Annotated in this window: 18 protein-coding genes and 1 tRNA gene; 10 read left to right on the top strand and 9 right to left on the bottom strand. The window is 44.8% G+C overall.

Annotation, left to right across the window (positions count from 1 at the left end; genetic code table 11):
• Window positions 1-16: 16 nt before the first annotated feature.
• From B9T20_RS03920 to B9T20_RS03900, 5 genes are all read right to left on the bottom strand, one after another.
• Window positions 17-448: a biopolymer transporter ExbD gene (locus B9T20_RS03920; protein WP_094490058.1), complete on the bottom strand. Its 432-nt coding sequence runs from the start codon at window positions 446-448 to the stop codon at window positions 17-19.
• A complete protein-coding gene (gene tolQ, locus B9T20_RS03915; RefSeq protein ID WP_094489900.1) occupies window positions 448-1,155 on the bottom strand; it encodes a protein TolQ in 708 nt (235 codons plus the stop codon). The genes B9T20_RS03920 and tolQ overlap by 1 nt, the downstream gene beginning before the upstream one ends.
• 8 nt (window positions 1,156-1,163) lie before the next feature.
• Entirely contained in the window at window positions 1,164-1,562 is a 399-nt protein-coding gene (gene ybgC / locus B9T20_RS03910) for a tol-pal system-associated acyl-CoA thioesterase (protein ID WP_094489899.1), read from the bottom strand.
• A gap of 131 nt (window positions 1,563-1,693) precedes the next feature.
• Window positions 1,694-1,770: transfer RNA gene (locus B9T20_RS03905), tRNA-Asn, on the bottom strand.
• Between the two features lie 70 nt (window positions 1,771-1,840).
• Window positions 1,841-2,686 (bottom strand): transporter associated domain-containing protein, encoded by an 846-nt coding sequence (locus B9T20_RS03900; RefSeq protein ID WP_094489898.1) that lies wholly within the window; start codon window positions 2,684-2,686, stop codon window positions 1,841-1,843.
• A gap of 158 nt (window positions 2,687-2,844) precedes the next feature.
• On the opposite strand from B9T20_RS03900, the gene mrcB reads away from it, so the two are divergent.
• The 9 genes from mrcB to B9T20_RS03855 all read left to right on the top strand — a co-directional run bounded on the left by mrcB (window position 2,845) and on the right by B9T20_RS03855 (window position 17,761).
• Window positions 2,845-5,223 (top strand): penicillin-binding protein 1B, encoded by a 2,379-nt coding sequence (gene mrcB, locus B9T20_RS03895; protein ID WP_233491561.1) that lies wholly within the window; start codon window positions 2,845-2,847, stop codon window positions 5,221-5,223.
• 110 nt (window positions 5,224-5,333) lie between these two features.
• The gene (locus B9T20_RS03890; protein ID WP_094489897.1) at window positions 5,334-6,080 is read left to right on the top strand and encodes a M48 family metallopeptidase; all 747 of its coding nucleotides are present in this window, start codon (window positions 5,334-5,336) and stop codon (window positions 6,078-6,080) included.
• Window positions 6,081-6,338: 258 nt separating this feature from the next.
• Complete coding sequence (locus tag B9T20_RS03885; protein ID WP_094489896.1) at window positions 6,339-9,176, top strand: Rne/Rng family ribonuclease; 2,838 nt, start codon at window positions 6,339-6,341, stop codon at window positions 9,174-9,176.
• Between the two features lie 105 nt (window positions 9,177-9,281).
• Window positions 9,282-10,694 carry a DUF4139 domain-containing protein gene (locus tag B9T20_RS03880; protein ID WP_094489895.1) on the top strand — a complete coding sequence of 471 codons (1,413 nt, stop codon included), beginning with the start codon at window positions 9,282-9,284 and terminating at the stop codon, window positions 10,692-10,694.
• 67 nt (window positions 10,695-10,761) lie between these two features.
• The gene (gene ppk1 / locus B9T20_RS03875) at window positions 10,762-12,825 is read left to right on the top strand and encodes a polyphosphate kinase 1 (protein WP_094489894.1); all 2,064 of its coding nucleotides are present in this window, start codon (window positions 10,762-10,764) and stop codon (window positions 12,823-12,825) included.
• Window positions 12,826-12,833: 8 nt separating this feature from the next.
• Window positions 12,834-14,639, top strand: coding sequence for an SLC13 family permease (locus tag B9T20_RS03870; RefSeq protein WP_008315548.1), 1,806 nt, complete (start codon window positions 12,834-12,836; stop codon window positions 14,637-14,639).
• Window positions 14,640-14,672: 33 nt separating this feature from the next.
• Window positions 14,673-15,875: an amino acid aminotransferase gene (locus B9T20_RS03865; protein ID WP_008315549.1), complete on the top strand. Its 1,203-nt coding sequence runs from the start codon at window positions 14,673-14,675 to the stop codon at window positions 15,873-15,875.
• A gap of 190 nt (window positions 15,876-16,065) precedes the next feature.
• Window positions 16,066-17,025 (top strand): biotin--[acetyl-CoA-carboxylase] ligase, encoded by a 960-nt coding sequence (locus B9T20_RS03860; RefSeq protein ID WP_008315550.1) that lies wholly within the window; start codon window positions 16,066-16,068, stop codon window positions 17,023-17,025.
• Window positions 17,018-17,761, top strand: a complete 744-nt coding sequence (locus B9T20_RS03855) for a type III pantothenate kinase (RefSeq protein WP_094489893.1) — start codon at window positions 17,018-17,020, stop codon at window positions 17,759-17,761. The genes B9T20_RS03860 and B9T20_RS03855 overlap by 8 nt, the downstream gene beginning before the upstream one ends.
• Here B9T20_RS03855 and B9T20_RS03850 read toward each other — a convergent pair whose 3' ends face one another.
• Complete coding sequence (locus B9T20_RS03850) at window positions 17,762-18,226, bottom strand: DUF1294 domain-containing protein (protein ID WP_094489892.1); 465 nt, start codon at window positions 18,224-18,226, stop codon at window positions 17,762-17,764.
• 245 nt (window positions 18,227-18,471) lie between these two features.
• On the opposite strand from B9T20_RS03850, the gene B9T20_RS03845 reads away from it, so the two are divergent.
• Window positions 18,472-18,987, top strand: a complete 516-nt coding sequence (locus B9T20_RS03845; protein ID WP_094489891.1) for a Slp family lipoprotein — start codon at window positions 18,472-18,474, stop codon at window positions 18,985-18,987.
• Here B9T20_RS03845 and B9T20_RS03840 read toward each other — a convergent pair.
• The 3 genes from B9T20_RS03840 to B9T20_RS03830 all read right to left on the bottom strand — a co-directional run bounded on the left by B9T20_RS03840 (window position 18,984) and on the right by B9T20_RS03830 (window position 23,050).
• Window positions 18,984-21,146, bottom strand: coding sequence for a primosomal protein N' (locus B9T20_RS03840; protein ID WP_094489890.1), 2,163 nt, complete (start codon window positions 21,144-21,146; stop codon window positions 18,984-18,986). The two genes, B9T20_RS03845 and B9T20_RS03840, sit on opposite strands and share 4 nt — an antisense overlap.
• Window position 21,147: 1 nt before the next feature.
• Window positions 21,148-22,146 carry a protease SohB gene (sohB, locus tag B9T20_RS03835; protein ID WP_094489889.1) on the bottom strand — a complete coding sequence of 333 codons (999 nt, stop codon included), beginning with the start codon at window positions 22,144-22,146 and terminating at the stop codon, window positions 21,148-21,150.
• Between the two features lie 79 nt (window positions 22,147-22,225).
• Window positions 22,226-23,050, bottom strand: coding sequence for a peptidylprolyl isomerase (locus B9T20_RS03830; protein WP_008315558.1), 825 nt, complete (start codon window positions 23,048-23,050; stop codon window positions 22,226-22,228).
• Window positions 23,051-23,054: the final 4 nt, after the last annotated feature.

The raw sequence follows: 23,054 nt of genomic DNA, 5'->3' as shown, positions 1-23,054 counted from the left end.
GATTACTCATAGCAATTTATTTAACTGGCGTTGTCAATTGAACACTTTTTCCTGTTGCCCGACCTAAGCGACTCATGGCATCAATCAAGTTGCCATAAGGCGTATCTTTATCAGACCTCAAGAAAATTCGTGCATTCGGCTTTTGTTGCATAAAGGACTTAACTTCAGCCTCAAGCTGATCAAGACTCAAAGCTTGATCAGGTTCTTCTAGCTCGCTGAAATAATATTGTCCCAATTTATCAATACTCACCATCAGGTAATCATCCACAACTTCATCGTAATTAACATCTGACTCCATTTCTGGCGTATCAATATCTACACCTAATGGAATCGTCGTTGCGGTGACCATAAAAATGGTGAGTAACACGAACATCACATCCACATAGGGGACAATGTTCATCTCTGCCTGTAGGCCTTTGCCATTACCCTTTCTACGTGATCGACGCATCATTGCGCTCCATTTTGACGATTGATCTGCATTTGACCATATTGTCTTGCTAAAATATTGGCAAATTCTTCGATGAAAACATCATAAGAATCAGAGATTTTACCAATGGCGTTGACAAAGGAGTTATAAATCATCACCGATGGGATCGCCACCAATAAACCAAGCGCCGTGGCAATCAAGGCTTCTGCAATCCCAGGCGCCACTTGGCTTAATGTCACTTGCTTAACGGCACCGAGCGCCACAAAGGAGTTCATCACACCGATCACCGTACCAAATAAACCAAAATAAGGGGCAACCGAGCCAGTTGTGGCCAACCATGACAATGATTTATGTAAGCTATTTTCTTCTCGCTGGGCACTGGCTTCCATCGCGCGGCGCACATTGTCCACCACAAATTCAGGTGAATAAATGGGCGTTGTGCGAAGACGGTTGAACTCATGAAAACCCGACACAAAAATGTACTCTAATCCTTCGGTGTATTTCTTTTGGCTCGCGTTATGATAAAGCTCTTGAATGTCCGCGCCTGACCAGAATTTATTTTCAAATTTTTTCGCATCACGCAGTGCCAATTTTAATAAAATCCATTTGCGCCAAGCGATGAAGATGACGGAAATCAACATCATAACCAAGAGCAACATCACGATCTGTACGATGATGTTCGCCTCAACCACAAGGGTCCATAGATTTAACTGTGAATGTGCGTTCATGTGTATCCTTATGAAAAAATGGGGGGCAATGGAATTGGGCGGCGCGTATTGGTGTCTAAACAGACCAATTGCACAAGCGCGGTGGCCAAAAGCATCTCACCCCGGAAGATTTGTTGTTTAAAATAAACACGTGTTGCGGTGAGTTTTTCAATTGAACTCTCCACCACTAAATCATCACACAAATGGGCAGGCTGTTTATAATCCACCTCAATGGATTTAACCACAAACATCTTGTGTTCAGTGGCCGCATAGGTATTTAAATTAATATTGCGGGCAAGCATCCATTCTGTACGCGCGCGCTCCATAAAATTTAAATACGTTGAATGATAAACGACTCCACCGGCATCGGTGTCTTCATAATAGACCCGAATTGGTAAGCGAAACACGGAGGCTTTTTGTTCTGTCATTGTCGTCATGTTCCATAATGATTGACTCTCTGCCGATTATAGCAGCGGATTTGTAAATCATTGTAGCAGAGCGGCGTTATTTTTTTCTGACAGGCAATAAAAAAACCTAGCAAAGCTAGGTTTTTTTAATTTGGCTCCTCGACCTGGGCTCGAACCAGGGACCCCTTGATTAACAGTCAAGTGCTACTACCAACTGAGCTATCGAGGAATGAAGGATTGCAATTATATCTATTTTTCCAAGGTTGTCAAATCTTTCAATTGATTATTTTTTAAACACCTTAAGAATCATTGCCAGATTGCTTATTTGGTTCAACCTCTAATTTATCGAGCATCTTGCCATCGTACGGTAACACTTTGAATTTCAACTCATCAATCACCACTTCTGAATGCGCATTGGGTAAAAAGCCCACTTGCGTCATCACAAGTCCGCTGATGGTTTCCACCTCATCTTTCACAAAGTGCGTACCAAAGCGCTCATTAAACTCCTCAAGGGACATTTTTGCATCGACAATGTAGTGGTTTTCATCCACTTGTTCCACTTCAATCTCTTCATCGGCAGGAATGAAGTCGTGCTCATCATCAATTTCACCCACAATTTGTTCAATGATGTCTTCGATGGTCACTAAACCTGAGACGGCGCCATACTCATCAACCACCAATGCCATGTGCGAATGCTTTGCTCTAAATTCATTGAGCTGAGCAATCACATATTTACCTTCAGGCACATATTCCACAGGACGCAAAAGGGTTGCCACATCAATGCTTGGATCACGCATTTTATGCAAAAGATCTTTGGTCAATAAAATGCCTTGTACCTCTTCATGATCTTCTGCTAACACGGGGATGCGCGAGTGCCCAGATTGGATGATTTTTTGTAATGATTCATCAAAATCATCATCAATGGCCACAGAGATCATATGCGCGCGCGGCACCATGATGTCACGCACCGTCAGCGTTTGCGAGGACAAAACAGAGCGGATCATGCTCACCGCTTCTGAATCAATCTTCCCTTCCTTTTGCAGCAAGGTCAGCTCTGTATTCCAATTATTTAATGTAACATTCTTACGTTCTAATCCTAATCGAGATAACCAACTCTTTCGGCTCGGCGAAGGATCGTCTGACATAATTTTTATTTTTTCCTCAAAATGATAAAATTACACTATTTTATTTGAATAGCGATTTAAGGGATTAAAGATTAAATTTCCCTTTCACCTTAAACTTCGTCTAGTATAGCAAGCAATTATTCACAGCAAAACTCCTTAAACTACTTCATACTTTTATCATGAAATTAACGCTCAAGAAAAGAACAGTTGGATCAAGGATCAACGCAGCCCTGCGTTATTTCTTGCGCCTTGTCATTTATATGATCGTGGGTGGTGCATTTTTAATGATCCCCATTTTCTTTTACTATCTCATCAAAACCAATCAAGAATTGGGCACACAATTTGAGGATCGCAGTTGGTCAATTCCGGCGCGCGTTTACGCCCGTCCATTAGAATTGTATGTGGGCAAACCCATTAAAAAAGCCGATTTATTGCTTGAGCTTGAAATGCTCCATTACAAAAAGACCGCCCAGCTCAGTCAACCTGGCACATATAACGATAAAGATGGCACCATCAATATCTACTTGCGTGAGTTTACTTACAGCGATCAACACGATCCTGCACAAAAAATTCAAGTGACGATTGCGGGCAACACTGTCAAAGATTTAAAGAGCAACCAAGAAGATCAAGCCAAGAAAATTGACTTGATTCGCGTGGAACCTTTACACATTGCCTCCATTTATCCTGCCCACAATGAAGATCGTATTTTATTAAAACGTGAAGAAATCCCTCAATTATTGGTGGATACGTTACTTGCGATGGAAGATCGCCAGTTTTACGATCACATGGGCGTCAATCCTAAAGCCATCATCCGTGCGATGGTTGCGAACATGAAGGCGGGACGCAAAGAACAAGGCGGCTCAACATTAACCCAACAGCTCATCAAAAACTATTTCTTAACGCCCGCACAAACGTATGAGCGTAAGATTCAAGAGATGTTTTATGCCCTCATCATCGACTGGCGCTATCCGAAAGATGATGTGCTTGAAGCGTATATGAACGAGATTTATTTAGGCCAAGATGGTGCACGTGCCATTCATGGCTTTGGGCTTGCGAGCGAATTTTTCTTTGGTAAACCCGTTACAGAACTCAGCATCAACAACATTGCCACTTTAGTGGGCGTGATTCCAAGTCCTTCGGCGTATAATCCACGCAAGAACCCTAAACTTGCCCTGAAACGCCGCAACTTAGTGTTAGATGTCATGGCAAAACAAAATTTATTGTCAGAAACTGAAGTGGAAGCCCTCAAACAAGAACCGCTGGATGTACTAGAACAAGCGCCCTCTTCTGGCATCACCAAATATCCTGCCTTTGTGGATTTAGTGACTCGTCAACTCAAAGAGTTATATACCAGTGAAGATTTAACCACTGAAGGCTTAAAAGTCTTCACCACGCTTGATCCGATTGTACAAATGTATGCAGAAAAAGCAGTGATTGATACATTGCCTGTGATTGAAAAAACCCGCGGCGTCAAAAACATCCAAGCGGCCATCATCATTGCACAAAACAACACCGGTGAAGTGGAAGCTTTAGTGGGCGATCGTCAAGTGCGTCAAGCAGGTTTTAACCGTGCATTGAGCGCTAAACGTCAAATTGGCTCACTCATCAAACCATTCATTTATCTGCGTGCTTTAGAAGAGCCTCAACGTTTCTCATTGGCCACATTGTTGGATGATGAAACCCCATTTGAAATGAATTCAGGCGGTAAAAAATGGTCACCTAAGAACTATGACCGCCGTTTGCATGGCTGGATTCCGCTCATCACTGCATTGGCTAAATCCTATAACATCCCAACCATTCGTTTAGGGTTAGATGTGGGCGTTGATAACGTGATTGACACTTTGTATCGCTTAGGCTTAAATCCGGCTGAATATAACTTCCCTGCCGTGCCATCGACACTACTTGGTGCCATCGACATCACCGTCTTTGATGTGACACAAATGTACTCAACGATTGCCAATGATGGTTATTACATTCCATTAAAAGCGATCCGTGAAGTGACACAAACAGATGGAACGGTGCTGGCACAAAACTTAGTGGCACCGAAACAAGCCATTTTCCCAGGACCGAACTACCTCATCACACGCGCCATGCAAAATGTTGTGGATGCAGGCACAGGCGGTGGTTTACGCCGCGCTGGCATCAAAGCACGCGTTGCAGGTAAAACAGGCACAACGAACAATTATCGTGATGCTTGGTTTGCCGGCTTCTCTGGTGATCGCACTGCAGTTGCCTGGGTTGGGAAAGATGACAATACGCCTGTTGGGCGCGTTGGCGGCGCCACAGGTGGTTTACCTGTGTGGGCAGCGGCCATGAAAAACCTCATATTAGAGGACATTTCAAACACGCCACCAAAAGACATTGTCAATGTACGCATCAATACGGCAACCGGTTTACCACCGCCGAATTACGCGTGCCCAGATATGAAAACCATGACCCTGCCCTTCATTCGTGGTTATCAACCCACATATCCTGGGGATTGTGATTTTTATCCACCGGACACTGATTTTAACTTCGATGATGCATTTGGCGAATTCAACTTTGATGATTTTCAATAGTGGATATCCGCAATAATGCTGCTACTCGTTTTACTGAATTTGTGATAAATTAGCGGTTCTGATTTTTGAGATCTAACCCAATTTAAAACATCGTTATATAGGAAAATATAGTGAGAACTACCACCTTTCTAATATTAGCGCTTATTGTCATTAGTGGCTGTACCTCTCGCACCGATGGTGGTGCGCGTGTACGCCCGTTACCTAACCAACCGGCATCTTCAACGTCTGGCGCCATTCCTAGCGGCATTCCTTTAGATGATGGCAGTGCACCCGCTGCACAAGCCACACCTTATGGCGGTACCAATGAAGTGCGCTTCCCATCGTATCCGATGGATCAATCCTCAGGCTTCCCGGTCGAAACCCCTAAAGCGCAAAATGCGCCGCAAGCCCCTGTGTTCCCAAATACAGCGCAAGCACCGGTTTCTGCACCTAAACCCACAACCACTCAACAGCCAACCTACGCGCCTAATGCGCCGATGATTCCTGGCCAGAGCACAACCACTGCATCGGCAGATAAAGGAACGTACAAACCGTCACAGAATCAAAACAATGCGGTGCAATCTCTCTTAGATGAGGCAAACTCTGCTGTTAAAGCCAATCAATTAGAAAGAGCTGCCACCGCATTGAATCGTGCTGTTAGATTAGAACCAAACAACGCAAGTATTTGGTACGATTTAGCACAGATTCGCCTGCACCAAGGAAAATATGAACAATCTGAACAATTGGCAAACAAGTCCATCAGCTTTGCTAAAGGTAATCAAGATTTAGTCAATAAGAATTGGCGCGTCATCTCTTCTGCTCGTCAAGCAAAAGGAGATACCGCAGGTGCTCAAGAAGCGATGAGAAACGCTCAATAAATCTTTTGAATGATCACTCACAAATTTCACACATCATTGCCCATTCATCCTTTGTGATGGATGGGTTGAGCTGTGCTCAAAAAATGGTGTGCATTTTTCAGAATTTAAAAAATTTTGGCCACGACAAGAGACATGACAGCACTAATATCAATCACTGCGTGCATCACTAACCATATTAATAAATGATGGCGTACATTATATTATTGAGAATTATAGAGTGATCTCTGTGATGCTCATTGCAAAGGCCTGGAGAAGAGAATGAAACGCATGTTAATTAATGCGAGCCAACCCGAAGAGACGCGCGTCGCGTTAGTGGATGGTCAACGCTTATACGATTTAGACATTGAAAACGCAACAAACATTCAGAAAAAAGCCAACATTTATAAAGGCGTCATCACCCGCATTGAGCCTTCCTTAGAAGCCTGCTTTGTGGATTATGGTGCAGAGCGCCACGGCTTTTTATCCTTCAAAGAAGTGTCCAAAGAATACTATACGGATGAGGCAAAAAACCTCTCTAAACCTTCCATCAAAGAAGCCTTAAAAGAAGGCATGGAAGTGATCATCCAAGTGGAAAAAGAAGAACGCGGCAATAAAGGCGCAGCTTTGACCACGTTCATTACATTGGCTGGTCGCTATTTGGTATTGATGCCAAATAACCCAAAAGCAGGCGGTGTTTCACGTCGCATTGAAGGCCAAGAACGCGTGGCCATTCGTGAAGCGATGAGCCACTTAACCATTCCTGAAGAGATGGGCGTGATTGTACGCACCGCTGGCCTTGGCCGCACGGCAGAAGAGTTACAATGGGACTTAGATTATCTCCTCACTTTATGGGGCTCAATTAAAACAGCCTCTGAAGAGAAAGCACCCTTTTTGATCTATCAAGAGAGTAACATCATCATCCGTGCCCTACGCGATTATTATCGCAATGACATCGGTGAAATCTTGATCGACAACAAAGAGATTTTTGAAGAAGCGGCGCTGTTTGTGAGCAGAACCATGCCACAAATTCGCCCAAAAATTAAACTCTATGAAGATCAAATTCCATTGTTCACCCGCTACCAAATTGAAAACCAAATTCAATCTGCGTATCAACGTGAAGTGAAATTGCCATCCGGCGGTGCTTTGGTGATTGACTATACCGAAGCGTTGATCTCCATCGACATCAACTCAGGTCGTGCAACGCGCGGGGCTGACATTGAAGAGACGGCACTGAATACCAACTTAGAAGCGGCTGAAGAGATTGCTCGTCAATTGAAATTGCGTGACTTAGGTGGTTTGGTGGTGATCGATTTCATCGACATGCTTGAATCTGACCATCAGCGCCAAGTGGAACGTGCATTCCATGAAGCCTTGTCATTAGACCGCGCCCGCATTCAAACGGGTCACATTTCTCGCTTTGGTTTGTTAGAAATGTCACGCCAGCGCTTGCGTCCATCTTTAGATGAAACCACGCACATCGTCTGCCCACGCTGTTCTGGTCACGGTACAATTCGTAACATCAAATCTTTGGCTTTAGAAGTGCTTCGCCTCATTGAAGAAGAAGCTTTAAAAGAGCGCACCAGCGAAATCATCGTTCAGTTGCCGGTAGATGTTTCCATCTTCTTGTTGAATGAAAAACGCGAAGATGTCTCCAGCATCGAAAACCGCCTCAATGTGCGCATTGTGATGATTCCAAACCAAAACTTGGAAACACCGCATTTTGAAATTTCGCGCCACCGTTCAGACCAAGCTTTGTTGAACAACAAAGTGAGCAATGAACACAGCATCATTGAGCAACCTTCTAATGAAGCACTTGTGAATCAAGCATACAATCCTGCAAAGCCACAAAAGAACATTCCTGTGGTGAGCAACATGGTACCAGCAACGCCGCCGCCTGTGGTTGAAAAGCCTGTAGAAGCGCAGCCAACCCTTTGGCAGATGATTGTGGATTGGTTAAAATCTTTACTCAGCCATCCTGAAGAAGCCAAAAAAGAGCAAGTTAAACGCAGCGAGCAACCTAAACAACGTCAACGCACCAATCCACGTCGTAAAAGCAACCGCCGCGTCACCACGCGTGCCAATGCACCTGAGCACAATGAGATTGCCACCGTGACGCGTGTGACAGAAGATCGTCCTGATTTTTCTGGCAAAAATAGCGAAAAACCTGCCACAGATAAAGTAGAAAACAAAGAGAAACGCAATGCCAATGAGCCACGTGAAAACCGTGACAATAGTGAAGCGCCTAAGTCTCGCAATCGCCGCTCGCGCAATCGCAACAATCAAAACGCAAGTGATGCCAAGCCTGAAGTAAAAAACGATGCACCAGAAGCCGCTGAAAAGCCAGCCAAACAAGAACGTGCACCGCGCGCGGATCGTGCTGAGCGAAACAACAAGCAGGACAAAGGCAATGATGTCGCCAAACAAGAGCGCGCACCGCGTCCTGAGTTTGTAGAAGTTGAAGTCAATGGTGAAACCCGTAAGCGTCGCGTGCGCAAAGGTCGTCCTCGCATTGAAGAAGCTGCACCTGAAGCTGTGACTGCAGTTGAAGCCGCACCTATGCCAAAAGCAGAAGATGCACCCAAAGCTGCCAAGCCTGAAGTGATTGTTGTGGCCGATGCCATTGCTGAAACTGTGATTGAAGCAGTGCCTGAAAAAGTTGAAGCGGCAGTTGAAGCAGTGATTGAATCTGAGCCGGTTGCCACAGTGGTTGAAGCGATTCAAACAGCATCTGATCATGTGACAGAAGTGGTCGATCAAGTGGAAGCGAAAGTGGAAGCTGTGGTTGAAGCCGCGAGCGATGCCGCACAAGAAATCATCATTCAACACACGCCAAACGTTGAGGAAACTCATGTAATGGCCACCGCTGAAGTTGAGCCTGAAATCGTGATTCAACATGCCATCATCGAAACACAAGATGACGCTGCTGCACCTGAGGCAAAAGAAGCAGATGTGATTGAGCCAACCATTGTGGTGGAAGATGATGTAGTGATGACACCGGCTGCACCCAAAGCCACTGTCAGCGTTGAAGAAGATTTAACGGTGGTGATTCCTAAAAGCGAACCTGAAGAGAGCCGCTTTAAAATCATCGTCGAAGATGATGCGCCTGAGAAAAAATAACGGCCATTGATCTTGTCAATCTTTTAGAAAAAGCACAGTTACTGTGCTTTTTCTTTATTTGTACGGGTATAATCAACCTTCCATTATCCATTTAAGGAGTGCATTATGCGTCGATTAAAGTCTGCCCCACTTGCCGCAATGGTTTTATTGTCTACCGCTGCCTTTGCGAATTCCTCCGTGATCATCAGCCAAGATCAACAACGTGAGGGCTTATCCATCACCATTTATAATGATGCATTGGCCTTAATCAATGACACTCGCACTTTGCCCATGGACACCGGTTTAAATCGCGTTGAGATGCAGCATGTTTCAGCACAAATTCGCCCAGAAACTGCGCTTTTAACGTCATTGTCTGGCATGCCTTTTAATGTGATCGAACAAAATTTTGATTATGATTTACTCTCCCCACAAACATTATTAGACAAAAGCGTTGGGCAAACCATCGAAGTGATCACGCGCGATCCACAAACGGGCAAAACAACGCGTGAAAAAGCAACCCTATTGTCCAACAATGGCCAACCGATCGTCCAATTTGCCGATCGCATTGAAGTGGGTCATTTAGACAATTTTGCCTTTCCATCGCTGCCCACCAATTTACGCAGCCATCCAACGTTATCGATGGTGCTCAACAGTGAACAAGCCGGTAACAATACAGTGCAACTCACCTATTTAAGTGGTGGCTTCAGTTGGCGCGCTGATTATACAGCCACGCTCTCTTCGGATGAAACCTTTGTGGATCTCTCAGGGCTCATCACTTTAAACAATCAAAGTGGCACCACTTTTAAAAATGCCAACCTACAATTGGTGGCCGGCGACATCCATCAAGTGCAACAAAACATCATGCGACCGATGTATAAATCAGCAATGCCCGTTGCCATGATGGAAATGGACACAATGCCACAAAGTGAGGCATTCAGTGATTATCACCTCTATCAAATCCCCTTTAAAACGGACTTAAACAATCAACAAACCAAACAAGTGGCGCTGTTAAATGCAAACCATGTGCCTGTACAAAAAATTTATCAATTCAATCAATATTTTGATGCCACAACCGCTGAAGATGACAATTTAAAAGCAAGCATCCTTTACCGTTTTAAAAATAGCCAAGAGAATCATTTGGGCATGCCGTTGCCAAAAGGCATTGTGCGCATCTATAAAAATGATTCATCCGGCAATGCACTATTAGTCGGTGAAGATCACATTGCACACACCGCAGAAAATGAAGTCTTTAAAGTGGCCACCGGCCAAGCCTTTGATGTCTCTTTAACGAAAAAGCGCACCAAAGTCACCAAGATCAGTAAAGAGACTACGCAATACAGTTATGAAGTAGTATTTAACAATGCCAAAGATGAAGCTGTGACGGTGGATTATCGTGACTTCATTCCCTTTACAAGCTGGCAAGTGACGGCAGCATCCATCGCCGTGACAACGCAAGGCAGTGATCAAGCCAATTGGCAGATCATTGTGCCTGCAAAAGCACAACAAGCCCTCACCTATACATTGCAAGTGACGCAATAGGTCAGTTATTATAATGCGTTGTTCTTTAACTCATCATAAGTAGGTCGTTGTGGATACTTCTCTTAGCATGCTCACACCGCATTCTGTGCCGCTCATCAATCGGGAGCGCTCGATTCTTGCATTCCAAGAACGCGTGCTTGCACAAGCGAAAAATCCACAACTGCCGCTGTTAGAACGTTTAAAATTCATCGCCATTGTGGCCTCAAACATTGATGAATTTTTTGAAGTGCGCATGGCAAACATGCAAGAGCAGATTCAATCAGGGCTTGACCGCGTGGAGAATCAATCTGCGCACGAATGGCGCTTAAGTATTCAGCAATATGCCCTTTACATCACCAAAGAGCAACATCGACTCTTTTTTGATGATTTACTGCCCTTATTGGCGCATGAGCACATTACCTTGCTTGATGAAAATCAGTGGAGCAATGCACAACATGAATGGCTGTATCATCTATTCATGCAAAACATGCTGCCTGTGTTTACACCCATTGCCCTGGATTTGGCGCATCCGTTTCCACACATCACCAATAAATCCTTAAATTTCATTGTGGATCTTAAAGGCGTGGATGCTTATGGCCGCAACATTGACACTGCCATTTTGCCCATTCCTGAGAATTTACCCCACATCATTGAGCTGCCCTCCGAAGATGGCACCACGCAATTGACCACCATCCAATCCGTGATGGCGGCATTTGTGTCGGACATTTTTCCAGGGCTTGAGATCCTTGGGCTCTATCAATTCAGAGCCACCCGCAACAGCCATTTATACATTGATAAAGAAGAGCTGACCAATTTACATCAAGCACTGCGTGGTGAGTTGAAACAGCGCGGCTTTGGGCATGCGGTGCGTTTAGAGATTGATGACAGTTGCCCGACTCACTTAAAGCACCTGTTGCTCAAAGAATTTGGTTTAGCCCCCGAAGATCTCTATGCACTGCCCCATTATTTTGATTTTTCCCAAATCTATAATGTGCTCGATTACATTGATAAAAAACCACATTTAATCTTTGAGCCCATTGAACGCCACATACCGGATCGCTGGGAAAAGCGCCGCGATGCCTTTAGCGAAATTGATCGCCAAGACATCTTGCTCCATCATCCTTATGATCGATTTTTACCGGTGGTGGATTTTTTACGCGAAGCGTCTGAAGATCCTGATGTGCGCGTCATTCGCATGACAGTGTATCGCACAGGCGATGATTCCGAATTGATGGAATTATTGGTGCGTGCCGCCCGTCTTGGTAAAGAGGTCAATGTGGTGGTGGAATTGATGGCGCGTTTTGATGAAGCCACCAATTTATCGTGGGCATCGCGCTTAGAAGAAGCCGGCGTTAAAATTGTCTATGGCGTGTTTGGTTATAAAACGCATGCAAAAATGCTCCTCGTGATCCGTGAACAGAAAAATCATAAAGGCGAAAATTATCTGCGCCGTTATGCACACGTAGGCACGGGTAATTATCATCAAGGCAATGCCCGGTTATACACAGACTTTAGCTTATTGACCTCAAATAAAGAGATCACCGCAAGCATCTCGGAGATTTTTTTAAATCTCTCGAGCCTTGCGAAAATCCCGAAACTCAAAACCGTGTGGCAATCGCCTTTTAACTTCATTGATCGCTTACTCGAAGAGATCGAATTTGAAATGAATGAAGTCAAAGCTGGCCGCAAAGGGCGCATTGTGGCACGCATGAATGCGTTGATGGAACCGATTGTCATCACTGCCCTTTACAATGCCTCACAAGTGGGCGTTGAAATTGATCTGATTGTGCGTGGTGCTTGCGCCTTAAAACCCGGCATTCCTGGGCTTTCTGAAAACATTCGTGTGCGCTCCATTGTCGGGCGCTTTTTAGAGCATTCACGCGTGTATTATTTTTATCATGGTGGCAAAGATCACACTTATATTTCCAGTGCCGATTGGATGAATCGCAATTTCTTTCGTCGCATAGAGATTGCTGTGCCCGTTTTTGATAAAGTGATTCGTGAACAATTGATTGAAGAAGGGTTATTGTGGTGCTTAGAGGATCAAAGTGCCTGGTGTTTAGATGGTGAAACCGGCCACTACCATCAAGCCGTCACCATTGATCCACAGACCTCATTACAACATCGTTTGATACAAAAACGTCTACGTTAGGATTTGCGATGCTCAATTATCTCCATGTACAGCTTATTCCCTATTTGACCAATGATCAGTTGGCCGCTTTGACGGTGCTCATTTTGGCATTTTTAGCCTTTTTATCCGGGCGCATTCGTTATGATTTTGTGGCCCTTGGCGCCCTGCTCGCACTTGTCATTTTGGGCATTGTGCAAATTCCGGATGCTTTTAAAGGCTTTAGCCATCCTGCGGTGATTTCTGTCGCCTCTGTTTTGGTGCTCAGCCATGCCATTGGTAAAACGGGCATCACCTATCATCTATCAAAGCGATTGAGCTATTTTTCAAGCAGCCCATCGATGCTGATTCTGACATTGGCTGGGCTTGTCGCATTTTTCTCTGCCTTTATGAATGACGTTGGGGCCCTTGCCCTCATCATGCCAATTGCCATTCAGCTGTGTCAGCGCTATGACATTTCACCAGCTAAGGTATTGATGCCGATGGCATTTGCCTCCCTGTTAGGTGGTACAATTACCGTGATCGGGACGCCGCCTAACCTCATTGTCTCAAACTATCGTGAATCCATCGGGTTAAAAGCCTTTAGCATGTTTGACTTTGCGCCCACAGGTATCGTGATCACCATTGTGGGGCTCATCTATTTAGCTGCATTTGGCTGGCGTTTAATTCCTAATCGCCGCTCAGAAAGCGCCCACAATAAATTCACCACAGACAATTATCTCCTCGAAGCCAAAGTGGAACAAGGCAATAAAATTGCCGATCAAACGGTGGCAGATTTAGAGGAAATCTCTGAAAATACCGTCAAAGTGGTGGTGATCATTCGTGGCGCGCGCCGCATCATCGCCCCAAGCCAAGAAGAGTTGATTCGCGCCAACGACACATTATTGCTTGAAGGGCAACCTGAAGAACTCAAGCAATTAGAGTTATTAACAGGGCTCAATCTCACACGCAGCAGCGCCAATAAAAACATTCCCCACGATAAATTAGAAGTGCTTGAAGTGGTGATCAACCCTGGCTCGCGCATGGCGGATCACACCTTATCTGACCTTCAGTTTAGAGAAAAATATGGCCTCAATGTCATTGGTGTTGCCCGTCAAGGTGAAAACATCCGTAAACGCTTTAGCCGCATCACATTAAAAGTGGGCGATGTGCTGTTAGTGCAAGGTCATGCCGATGAATTGCCAGACACTTTGCGTTATTTAGGCTGCTTTCCATTGGCTGAGCGCGACATTAGCCTCAAAGCCTCTTACCGCTTAATGCCAACTTTGCTCATCTTCACAGCTTCCATCATTTTGGTGGCCACACAAACATTGCCACCACAAATCAGCTTTCCATTGGCGGTCTTTTTATTGGTGATCTTCAAACTGTTACCCATTCGCGATGTGTACCGCAGCCAAGAAGGTCCTTTAATCATGTTATTAGGCTGTTTCATTACAGTGGGCGCTGCCCTTCAACAAACGGGCGCCACAGAAATCTTGGCCGCGAAATTGGTGGGTTTGATTGGTGATCTACCAGACATTTTCATTCTCGGTGCCATTTTAGTCATCACCTTAGCGATGACGGACATCATCAACAACTCAGCTGCTGCAATGATCATGTGCCCGATTGCCTATGGCGTTTCTCAACAGCTTGGTCACAATCCCGATGCTTATTTGATGGGCATTGCCATTGCGAGCTCTTGCACCTTCAATACACCCATTGGCCATCATTCAAACACCTTAGTGATGGGGCCTGCCGGTTATCAATTTGGCGATTATTGGCGTGTTGGCTTAATTTTAGATATATTAATTCTTATCACCGTTACACCAACATTATTGTGGGTGTGGCCGCTTTCGTAAAATCTCACGATGTTTATTAATAAGGAAATCGATATGAGCGTTTTCAATGATGTTGTATTGGCACCAGATGATCCCATTTTAGGATTGGTGGAAAAATTCAAACAAGATCCACGCGAGGATAAAATTAACCTCACCATCGGTATTTATGCCGATGAAAATGGAAAAGTGCCAGTGCTTAATGTGGTGAAAAAAGCCCAAGCGGCGCTTTTTGCAGAAGAAAAACCACACATCTATTTGCCAATGCATGGTTTACAAACGTATAACTTATCTGTTCAGCGTTTGTTGTTTCAAGAGCATCATTCTGTGATTGCAGAAAACCGCTTAGCCACTGTGCAAACCTTAGGTGGCACAGGCGCATTAAAAGTGGGCGCAGATTTCTTAAGCCAATTGTTTAAAGACAAATTGCCAACCGTGCATGTGTCTGACCCAACGTGGGACAATCATAAAGCCATCTTTAAAGGGGCAGGTTTTACGGTTAAAGCTTACCCTTATTTTGATGAAGCCACAGGCGGCGTAAATTTTGAAGCCATGGTGGATTACTGCAAAACATTGCCAAAAAATGACATCTTAATTTTACATGCATGTTGCCATAACCCAACCGGTGCAGATTTAAATGAAGCACAGTGGACAGCGCTTGCTCAGCTCATCAAAGAAAAAGAGTTGATTCCGTTTTTAGACATGGCATATCAAGGTTTTGCCAAAGGCGTTGAAGAAGATGCCAAAGCAATCCACATCATGACCAATGCAGGTTTACCTGTATTGATCGCCAACTCATTTTCTAAATCCTTCTCCTTATATGGCGAGCGCGTCGGTGCATTGTCTGTGGTGACCACATCGAGTGATGAGCAAGTGCGCGTCACCTCACAATTGAAAAAAATGGTGCGTGCAAACTACTCATCTCCACCTGCATTTGGCGCGGCAATCGTGGGTCACGTATTGAGCAATCCGACCCTTCGCCAAGAATGGTTTGATGAACTGAGCGAAATGCGCCAACGCATTCACGCCATGCGTGAAAAATTTGTGGCACTGCTCAATCAAGGTCAAACGAAAAAAGATTTCAGCTTCATTAAAGCCCAACAAGGCATGTTCAGCTATTCAGGCTTAACAAAAGCGCAAGCAGAAAAGCTGCGCAGTGAAGAAGGTCTATACATCTTAGATACGGGCAGAATTTGTATTGCCGCCTTAAACGAGTATAATATAACATTAGCAGCGCATGCTATTATCAAAGTTTTATAACGCTTATGGCATCGGAGGATGTATGATGAAATTTATTGAAAACCAATTACCTCTTACCATTATTTGGACGCTATGTATTGTTGGTTATATCGCTGTTTTTTCTGTAGTTTTCTTCAGCTAAGACAGATGTAGTGACACAGAGAAAAGTGCTTGTTGGCACTTTTTTCTTTTATTGACTGTAGAAAAATTTATGTCCCCACTTGCAAAAGAACTCTTTTATTTGCTTCAAACCGGCGAATTACACAGTGGCGAAGCCTTAGCGCAGCGCTTTAATGTGACGCGCCAAGCCATTTGGAAAGCCATCAATGAGCTCAAAACGAGCCACCTTGTTGAAACCATTGGCCGACAAGGTTATAAAGCGCGTTTTCCCTACATTCCTTTAAATCGTGATGCGATTTTAAGCCGCTTGCCTTCTGGCACCATTGACGATGTCATTGTGCTGTTAGATGTCGGTTCCACCAATGAAGAGATTGCAAAATTACCCCTCAATCAATCACTGGTGATGGTCAGCGAGATGCAATCGCAAGGTCGCGGTCGCAATGGCAAAGTGTGGATTTCCCCTTTAGCGCGCAATCTCTATTTTTCGATGCGCATCCAATTTAAAGCCCAAGCCCTTGCCAATCTCACAAGCTTTAGCCCTGCCCTTGGCATTCAATTGGTGGAATATTTACAGCGCCAAAATGTGCCCGCGAAAATCAAATGGCCGAATGACATTTGGGTCGATGGCGCAAAATTGGCGGGGATTTTGATCGAAACGCACGCAAGATCAGAGCACGATGTGGAGATGATCATTGGCATTGGTCTCAATAACTTACCGCTGGCCGATGACAGCGTGACACAAAATCGCCCCACTTCCATTTATGAAGTGCTTGGTCACTCTTTAGACCGCAATCAAATTATTGTTGATTTTATTGAGATCATCTCTAAACTCAGAGATGATTATGAGTCCTTCAATGTGCCCAATATTGTTGAGCAATGGAATCACAACAGCGCCCTGTATCATCAAAAAGTGCGCCTGTTTTCTCCACTTCGCGAAATTATTGGGACAGAAGTGGGCATTGCAGATAACGGTGCGCTTCTGATTCAGCATGAAGATGATACTGTTTCGCACTATTTTTCCGGAGAGCTTTCGCTGCGTGCCTATGCCTAAATTTCTGTTTGATTGTGGTAACACTTGCATTAAATTCGCCTTATATGATGAGGCAAATGGGTTATCGGATCATCAATTTTTAGATTATGCGGCGCTGCCGACGTTCATTCCGCAGCTTTTTGAGGCGTATCCTAAGCCGGACAACATTAAAATTGCTTCCGTCACGCAAAAAGAGCGCCTGCATCTGCTTGTGGAAATCCTCAAAGAGAATACGGATTTAGAGCCTGTGATTGCAACATCACAAGCCTCTGCCCTTGGCGTTACGAATACTTATTATGAGCCGAAAGCACTTGGCGTGGATCGTTGGCTGGCTCTCATTGCCGCTTGGGATCTCTATCATCAATCTTCTTTGGTGATTGATTTGGGCACAGCGCTTACGGTGGATCATTTAACTGCTGAAGGGGAATTTGAAGGCGGCATGATTTTGCCTGGCATTAAATCCCTACGTGATGCCCTCATTAAAGATACGGCGATTCGCGACATTACAGATTTACCGTACACCAGTGAATTAGGGCACAATACAAGCTTATGCATCTCTTCAGGCATTCATTACGCGATTGTGGGCTCAGTGCTCGCGCTGTATCAAACACTGCCCCACATCGAGGCGATCATTTTATCCGGTGGCCGCGCAGAATGGCTTAAATCCATTCTGACGCCTGTATTGCCACCAAATACGCAGTTTTATGTTCATAAGCATTTAGTGCTCGAAGGTTTAGTGCGCTTTGAAGAGGCGTGATCACTTCGCCCATTCAATGGTGCCATTAGGCATCGAAAATTCATAACCTTGCGCCGGTTGCTTTTCCCACACACGTAAATTTTCCGGCAAATTGAGATTCACAAATTCCACGATGGTTTGAATGCCTTGCATTTTAAAGAATAAAACGTCTGACCAAAACAGTAAATGCAATGTCACAATGCCCCAAAACACCACTTGATAACTCACCTTGCGAGTTTTATGGCGATAAAACCATTGCGCCCAAAATGCTGTCACCCAACCACCGAATAACTCAAAAAGATGCAGTGTATTTTCTGCCACGCGCCATTGTTCTGTGCGTGCTGCTTTCTTATCTTTTGCGTATAAAATCAGCGTAATGACGCTCGCAACGCCATACACAATCGGTAGCCATATGATGCCATATTGAACATAAAAGGTGTAAACGCCCGCACTTGTCACAGCGAATGCACAAAGATAATAAATCATTTTTAATGCATTGCTCAGCAAGCGTTTAGGCTTTACTGGTGGCGAAGTGCGTCTATTTTGCCCATAAGTTGTGCGATTTGAGCGTTGATTGTATGGTCTTCTATTTGTGTGGTTTGATGGTTCGTTTCTCATAGTTTGTGCATGATTGTTAGAATTTTAAACGCATCACTATACCATTGACGCCGTTTTTTGCATAAATTTGCTATGATGGAATTCTCTCATGAATTGATTCATAAGGTGACAGCATGAAAAAATATTGGCTCATCGCAACCCTATTACTCTTACAAGGCTGTGCTTCAAATTTCTTAGTCAATCAAGCAAATGCAAGCAATGCACTGCGTTATGAGGCGATCGCTGATCTCCCGAAAAAAGAGGTGATCGGACAAATGGCTTATCTTGGCGGGCAGATCATCACCATTGATCGCACTAAGCGACAAATTGAGCTTGTGGCACGGCACATCAATGTTTCAGGTTATCCAGAAGCCGGCACCAATCAACAAAATGCACGCATTTTTGTGAACATTCCAATGTCTGTGCAAATCAACTTTTATGATCTCACCATTGGCGATCGCTTAGCAGCACTTGGCCCTGTTAAAGAAGTGCAATCACTGGACATTGCCGGCAACCCGATGACAATTATCGAGATGACCGCCGATGATTACCGCACATGGACCAATCAACGCTTTGAACCTTGGGATGATGATCCTTGGCTTTGGGGTCCACGTTTTGGGCCGCGCTATTATCGCCCTTGGTACAACTAATCAAAATCCCAAGGATCAATCTCACAAAAATGGCGAATGTGGCTGGGCAACTGCTGAGCCGCCACCGCCATCACATAATCAATCCATTGATGCAGCACTCGACGATCCGCACTTTGCAGCACCACATAAAAACGATAAAAATTCTGCCGTTTTGACAAAGCATTCGGATAAACGGGCGTGATGGTGATGGGGCAATTTTGCCCTTCAATGAAGGCCATCAATGCTTCAAAGCGCCGCAATGTTTCAGCTTCATTCACCCCTTCCACCTGAAACAATGCTTGATGGGCAAAAGGTGGAAACTCAAAGTCTTCACGCTGCGCCAATAAAGTTTTGGCAAATTTGCCATACCCCACTTTCGCAAGCTCTGTAAACAGTGCATGATCAGGAAAATGGGTTTGAATCATCACGCGGCCATGAGACACATCGCGCCCTGCTCTGCCTGAGACTTGCATTAACGTTTGCGCCAATTTCTCTTCCGCACGAAAGTCAGACGAATACAAAATGCCATCAATATCCAGCATGCCCACCAAGGTCACTTTTGCAAAGTCATGACCTTTCGCAATCATTTGTGTGCCGATGATGATGTCTGCTGTGCCATCGATCACATCATTCACAGCCGCCGCAAAGGCATTTTTTGTGCGCAGCTGATCACGATCAAAACGCACCACATTCGCCCGCGGAAATGCATCAGACAATGCTTTTTCAATGCGCTCCGTGCCTTGCCCCATCATTTTTAACAGATGGCTGTCACACGATGGACACGTCTGCGGTAAACGTTCACGGTGCCCACAATGATGGCAGCGCAAACTGTGGGATTTTCGGTACACCGTCAAACGATATTGGCATGCCGTACACTCTGGCACCCAACCGCAGGATTCACACATCAACACAGGCGAATAACCACGACGATTGATATAAATGATCACCTGCTCTTTGCGCGCTAATGTCTCTTCAATGGCATCTAACAGCTCAGAGGACAAGCCATCCATCACCATCGCTTCATTCATGTCCACAACTGACCATTTTGGCGGTGCACCTTTTGCTCGCGAAGCTAAGGATAGATGCTGATAACGTCCGCGTGCCACATTATTCACCGTTTCTAAAATGGGTGTCGCTGAACCGAGCATAATGGGAATCTTTAAAAAATGGGCACGCGTAATGGCAGCATCATGAGCAGAGTAACGCACCGTATCACGCTGACGATAAGAGCCATCATGCTCTTCATCAATGATGATGAGCCCTAAATCATCAAACGGCGTAAAGAGCGCTGAGCGCGTACCAATCACCAACGGCACCGTATGATGGCGCGCTGCTTCCCATGCTGCCATTTTTTGCGTTTCATTGACCTCAGAATGCACCACTACAAACGGAATGTTTAAAATGCGTTCCACGCGCTCAATGAATTGCGGCGTTAGGCCAATTTCTGGCACTAAAATCAGCACCTGCTGCCCTGCGGCTAAGACTTTTTTCACCCATTCTAAATAAACAGCCGTTTTCCCTGAGCCTGTTACGCCTTCTAATACTGTGGTGGAAAATTCCTTGAGTTTTAATGCATCGACGGCCGTTTGCTGCTCAGCATTAAGCACATATGGCAAGGGAGGAAAGGCATGATTTGAGTGATCCACCGCTGGCGCATACGCCGATTGATGAATGATGACGCCTTCATCTAACAACAGTTTTTCATGGGATTTAAGTGCACTGTGGGCTTTAAAAAACGCTGTGCGTTCAATGGGCACCACAGGACTGAGCGTTTCTAACAGCGTCACTTTTGCAGTTTTGCCTGCATTGTTCGCCATCCACGCTTGATAATGCTCACTGAGTGTCAGAAGCGTCACGGCGCTGCGCTGATAGGGCTCAAGCTTACGGAGCTTTTGTGGGAGCATCATGCGGTACACAAGCCCAATGGGCGCATGATAATAGTTGGCAATCCATTGCCCAAGGCGCAATAGATCCTCGGTAAACGCGGCAGATTCATCCAAGCATTCTGCCGTTTTGAGCCGATCATATTCACTTTTTTCAACCGTGCCCACCACAATGCCCACCACGCGCCGTGGACCAAAAGGCACATTCACACGATGACCAATCGGGACAGTTTCCACCGCCATTTCATAATCAAAGAGTGAATACAGCGGGCATGGCACCGCAACTTGAACAATCATATCAGTACGAAAAGCGCGCTTGTAATTTCGCCAACATCTTCAACATGCCGCTGCGTAGGCTTTTACGCTCCACATACGCCACATGAATCACGCGAAAATCTGTCAATTTCGACAATAAATAATCATCACTGGTTTGCAATGCATCCACAAGGTTTAAATTCAATGCTTGAGAACCGAGCCAATGTTCACCCGTGGCGATTTTCTCAATGTCCACTTGTGGGCGATGCTTGGCCACATACTCTTTGAAAATTACATGCACATCTTCTAGCTCTTCTTTGAACTTCTCGCGCCCTTCTTCTGTGTTTTCGCCAAACATCGTAACGGTGCGTTTATATTTACCGGCAGTGAATTGCTCATAATCAATGTTGTATTTTTCCAATAAGCGATGAAAGTTTGGCAACTGCGCCACAACGCCAATGGAACCGATGATGGCAAACGGTGCCGCCACAATGCGATCCGCCACACATGCCATTAAATAGCCGCCGCTGGCTGCCACTTCATCCACCGCAACCGTTAAATTGAGTTGTTTGGCTGAAAAGCGCTCAAGCTGCGCTGCGGCTAAACCATAACCATTCACAACGCCACCTGGGCTTGTCAAACGCACCAACACTTCATCCTCAGCTTTTGCCACACTGAGCACGGCATTCACTTCTTGCTTTAAGTTTTGTGCAGCGTGTGCAGCGGTATCGCCATCAAAATCGATCACAAAAAGTTTAGGTTGTGGTTTTTTCTCAGAATCGGCCGTTTCTTGCGATTTTTTCCAAAACTGCCACCATTTTTTCTGTGGCTTTTGTGCATCCTCTGCCGCTTCATCCTCAATCAAATCTTGATAAGATGCTTTTAATTCTTCAAAAGCATCTGAGAGATCATCAAACTGAATCTCCCCTTTTTTCTTTTTTAAATCACGGCCACTTTTAAGCACAATCAAAATCATCACCAATGCCACAACAATGGTGGTGAGCTTTAGGAAAAATAAAAAATAGTTGGCTAAAAAATCCACTCGCTGCTCCTTGTGTTATTCAATAAAAAAGCCCAAATCAAGGATTCAGGCTTTTTGGTGTCATTGACTCAAGCAATGCTTATTGCGCTTTATACTCGATTTTAATTTTTTGCTGAATCGCTTCAATTTTATCACGAAGCTTTTGCTCTGTGAGGGATTCTTTGATGCGATCTTTAGACTCATCTAAAGTGGCTACAGGTGTTTCACGCACTTCTTCTAAATTAATGATGTGGTAACCAAACTGTGTTTTCACAGGTTCAGCTGACACCTCACCTGGCTTCATGGTTTGTAACGCTTCACCAAACTCAGGCACCATCACTTGTGCACGGAACCAACCGAGTTCACCGCCATTTGCTTTTGAGCCCGGATCTTTAGAGTATTTCTTCGCAGCCTCTGCAAAAGACAAAGGTTTTTTCTTCGCTTTTAACTCAGCAAGCACTTTATCGGCTTCTTCTTTTGAATCCACTAAAATGTGCGCCGCGCGATACTCATTTTTATCAAGGGCTTTGACTTGTTTGTCATATTCAGCTTTCACTTCATCATCTGAGATCTGAATGCTGTCTAATGTTTTTTTCAAATACGCTTGGGATAAACCTAAACGCTCTGCATGTTCGATGAATTTTTTATACTCAGGAGTTTCATCTAACTGCTCTTTTTTCGCTTTAGCGGCCAATTTTTCTTGCAATGCATATTGTGCAATCAAATCATTGAGCTGTTGTGAGTTTTGTAAAAAGGATAAATCATCCGTACCCACAACCGGTTCAATGGCTGCTTGAAACGCTGCTTTAGACAAAGGCTTACCATCAACAATCGCCACAGGATCTGGCACTTCGAATGTTTGGGCAAAGCTTGCGCCTACAAAACTGCTCATTACCAATGCTGCACTAATCAATGTTTTTTTCATAATC

Origin of the sequence: Wohlfahrtiimonas sp. G9077, from assembly GCF_002252155.1 — a bacterium.
Taxonomy (GTDB): Bacteria; Pseudomonadota; Gammaproteobacteria; order Cardiobacteriales; family Wohlfahrtiimonadaceae; genus Wohlfahrtiimonas.
The sequence above is the reverse complement of the archived record's forward strand: the minus strand, read 5'-3'. Positions and strand labels throughout refer to the sequence as shown.

Coding starts and splice junctions, on each gene's coding strand:
- B9T20_RS03920 (WP_094490058.1), bottom strand. CDS start 448: ATGCGTCGATCACGTAGAAAGGGTAATGGCAAAGGCCTACAGGCAGAG.
- tolQ (WP_094489900.1), bottom strand. CDS start 1,155: ATGAACGCACATTCACAGTTAAATCTATGGACCCTTGTGGTTGAGGCG.
- ybgC (WP_094489899.1), bottom strand. CDS start 1,562: ATGACAGAACAAAAAGCCTCCGTGTTTCGCTTACCAATTCGGGTCTAT.
- B9T20_RS03900 (WP_094489898.1), bottom strand. CDS start 2,686: ATGTCAGACGATCCTTCGCCGAGCCGAAAGAGTTGGTTATCTCGATTA.
- mrcB (WP_233491561.1), top strand. CDS start 2,845: ATGAAATTAACGCTCAAGAAAAGAACAGTTGGATCAAGGATCAACGCA.
- B9T20_RS03885 (WP_094489896.1), top strand. CDS start 6,339: ATGAAACGCATGTTAATTAATGCGAGCCAACCCGAAGAGACGCGCGTC.
- B9T20_RS03880 (WP_094489895.1), top strand. CDS start 9,282: ATGCGTCGATTAAAGTCTGCCCCACTTGCCGCAATGGTTTTATTGTCT.
- ppk1 (WP_094489894.1), top strand. CDS start 10,762: ATGCTCACACCGCATTCTGTGCCGCTCATCAATCGGGAGCGCTCGATT.
- B9T20_RS03870 (WP_008315548.1), top strand. CDS start 12,834: ATGCTCAATTATCTCCATGTACAGCTTATTCCCTATTTGACCAATGAT.
- B9T20_RS03865 (WP_008315549.1), top strand. CDS start 14,673: ATGAGCGTTTTCAATGATGTTGTATTGGCACCAGATGATCCCATTTTA.
- B9T20_RS03860 (WP_008315550.1), top strand. CDS start 16,066: ATGTCCCCACTTGCAAAAGAACTCTTTTATTTGCTTCAAACCGGCGAA.
- B9T20_RS03855 (WP_094489893.1), top strand. CDS start 17,018: ATGCCTAAATTTCTGTTTGATTGTGGTAACACTTGCATTAAATTCGCC.
- B9T20_RS03850 (WP_094489892.1), bottom strand. CDS start 18,226: ATGATTTATTATCTTTGTGCATTCGCTGTGACAAGTGCGGGCGTTTAC.
- B9T20_RS03845 (WP_094489891.1), top strand. CDS start 18,472: ATGAAAAAATATTGGCTCATCGCAACCCTATTACTCTTACAAGGCTGT.
- B9T20_RS03840 (WP_094489890.1), bottom strand. CDS start 21,146: ATGATTGTTCAAGTTGCGGTGCCATGCCCGCTGTATTCACTCTTTGAT.
- B9T20_RS03830 (WP_008315558.1), bottom strand. CDS start 23,050: ATGAAAAAAACATTGATTAGTGCAGCATTGGTAATGAGCAGTTTTGTA.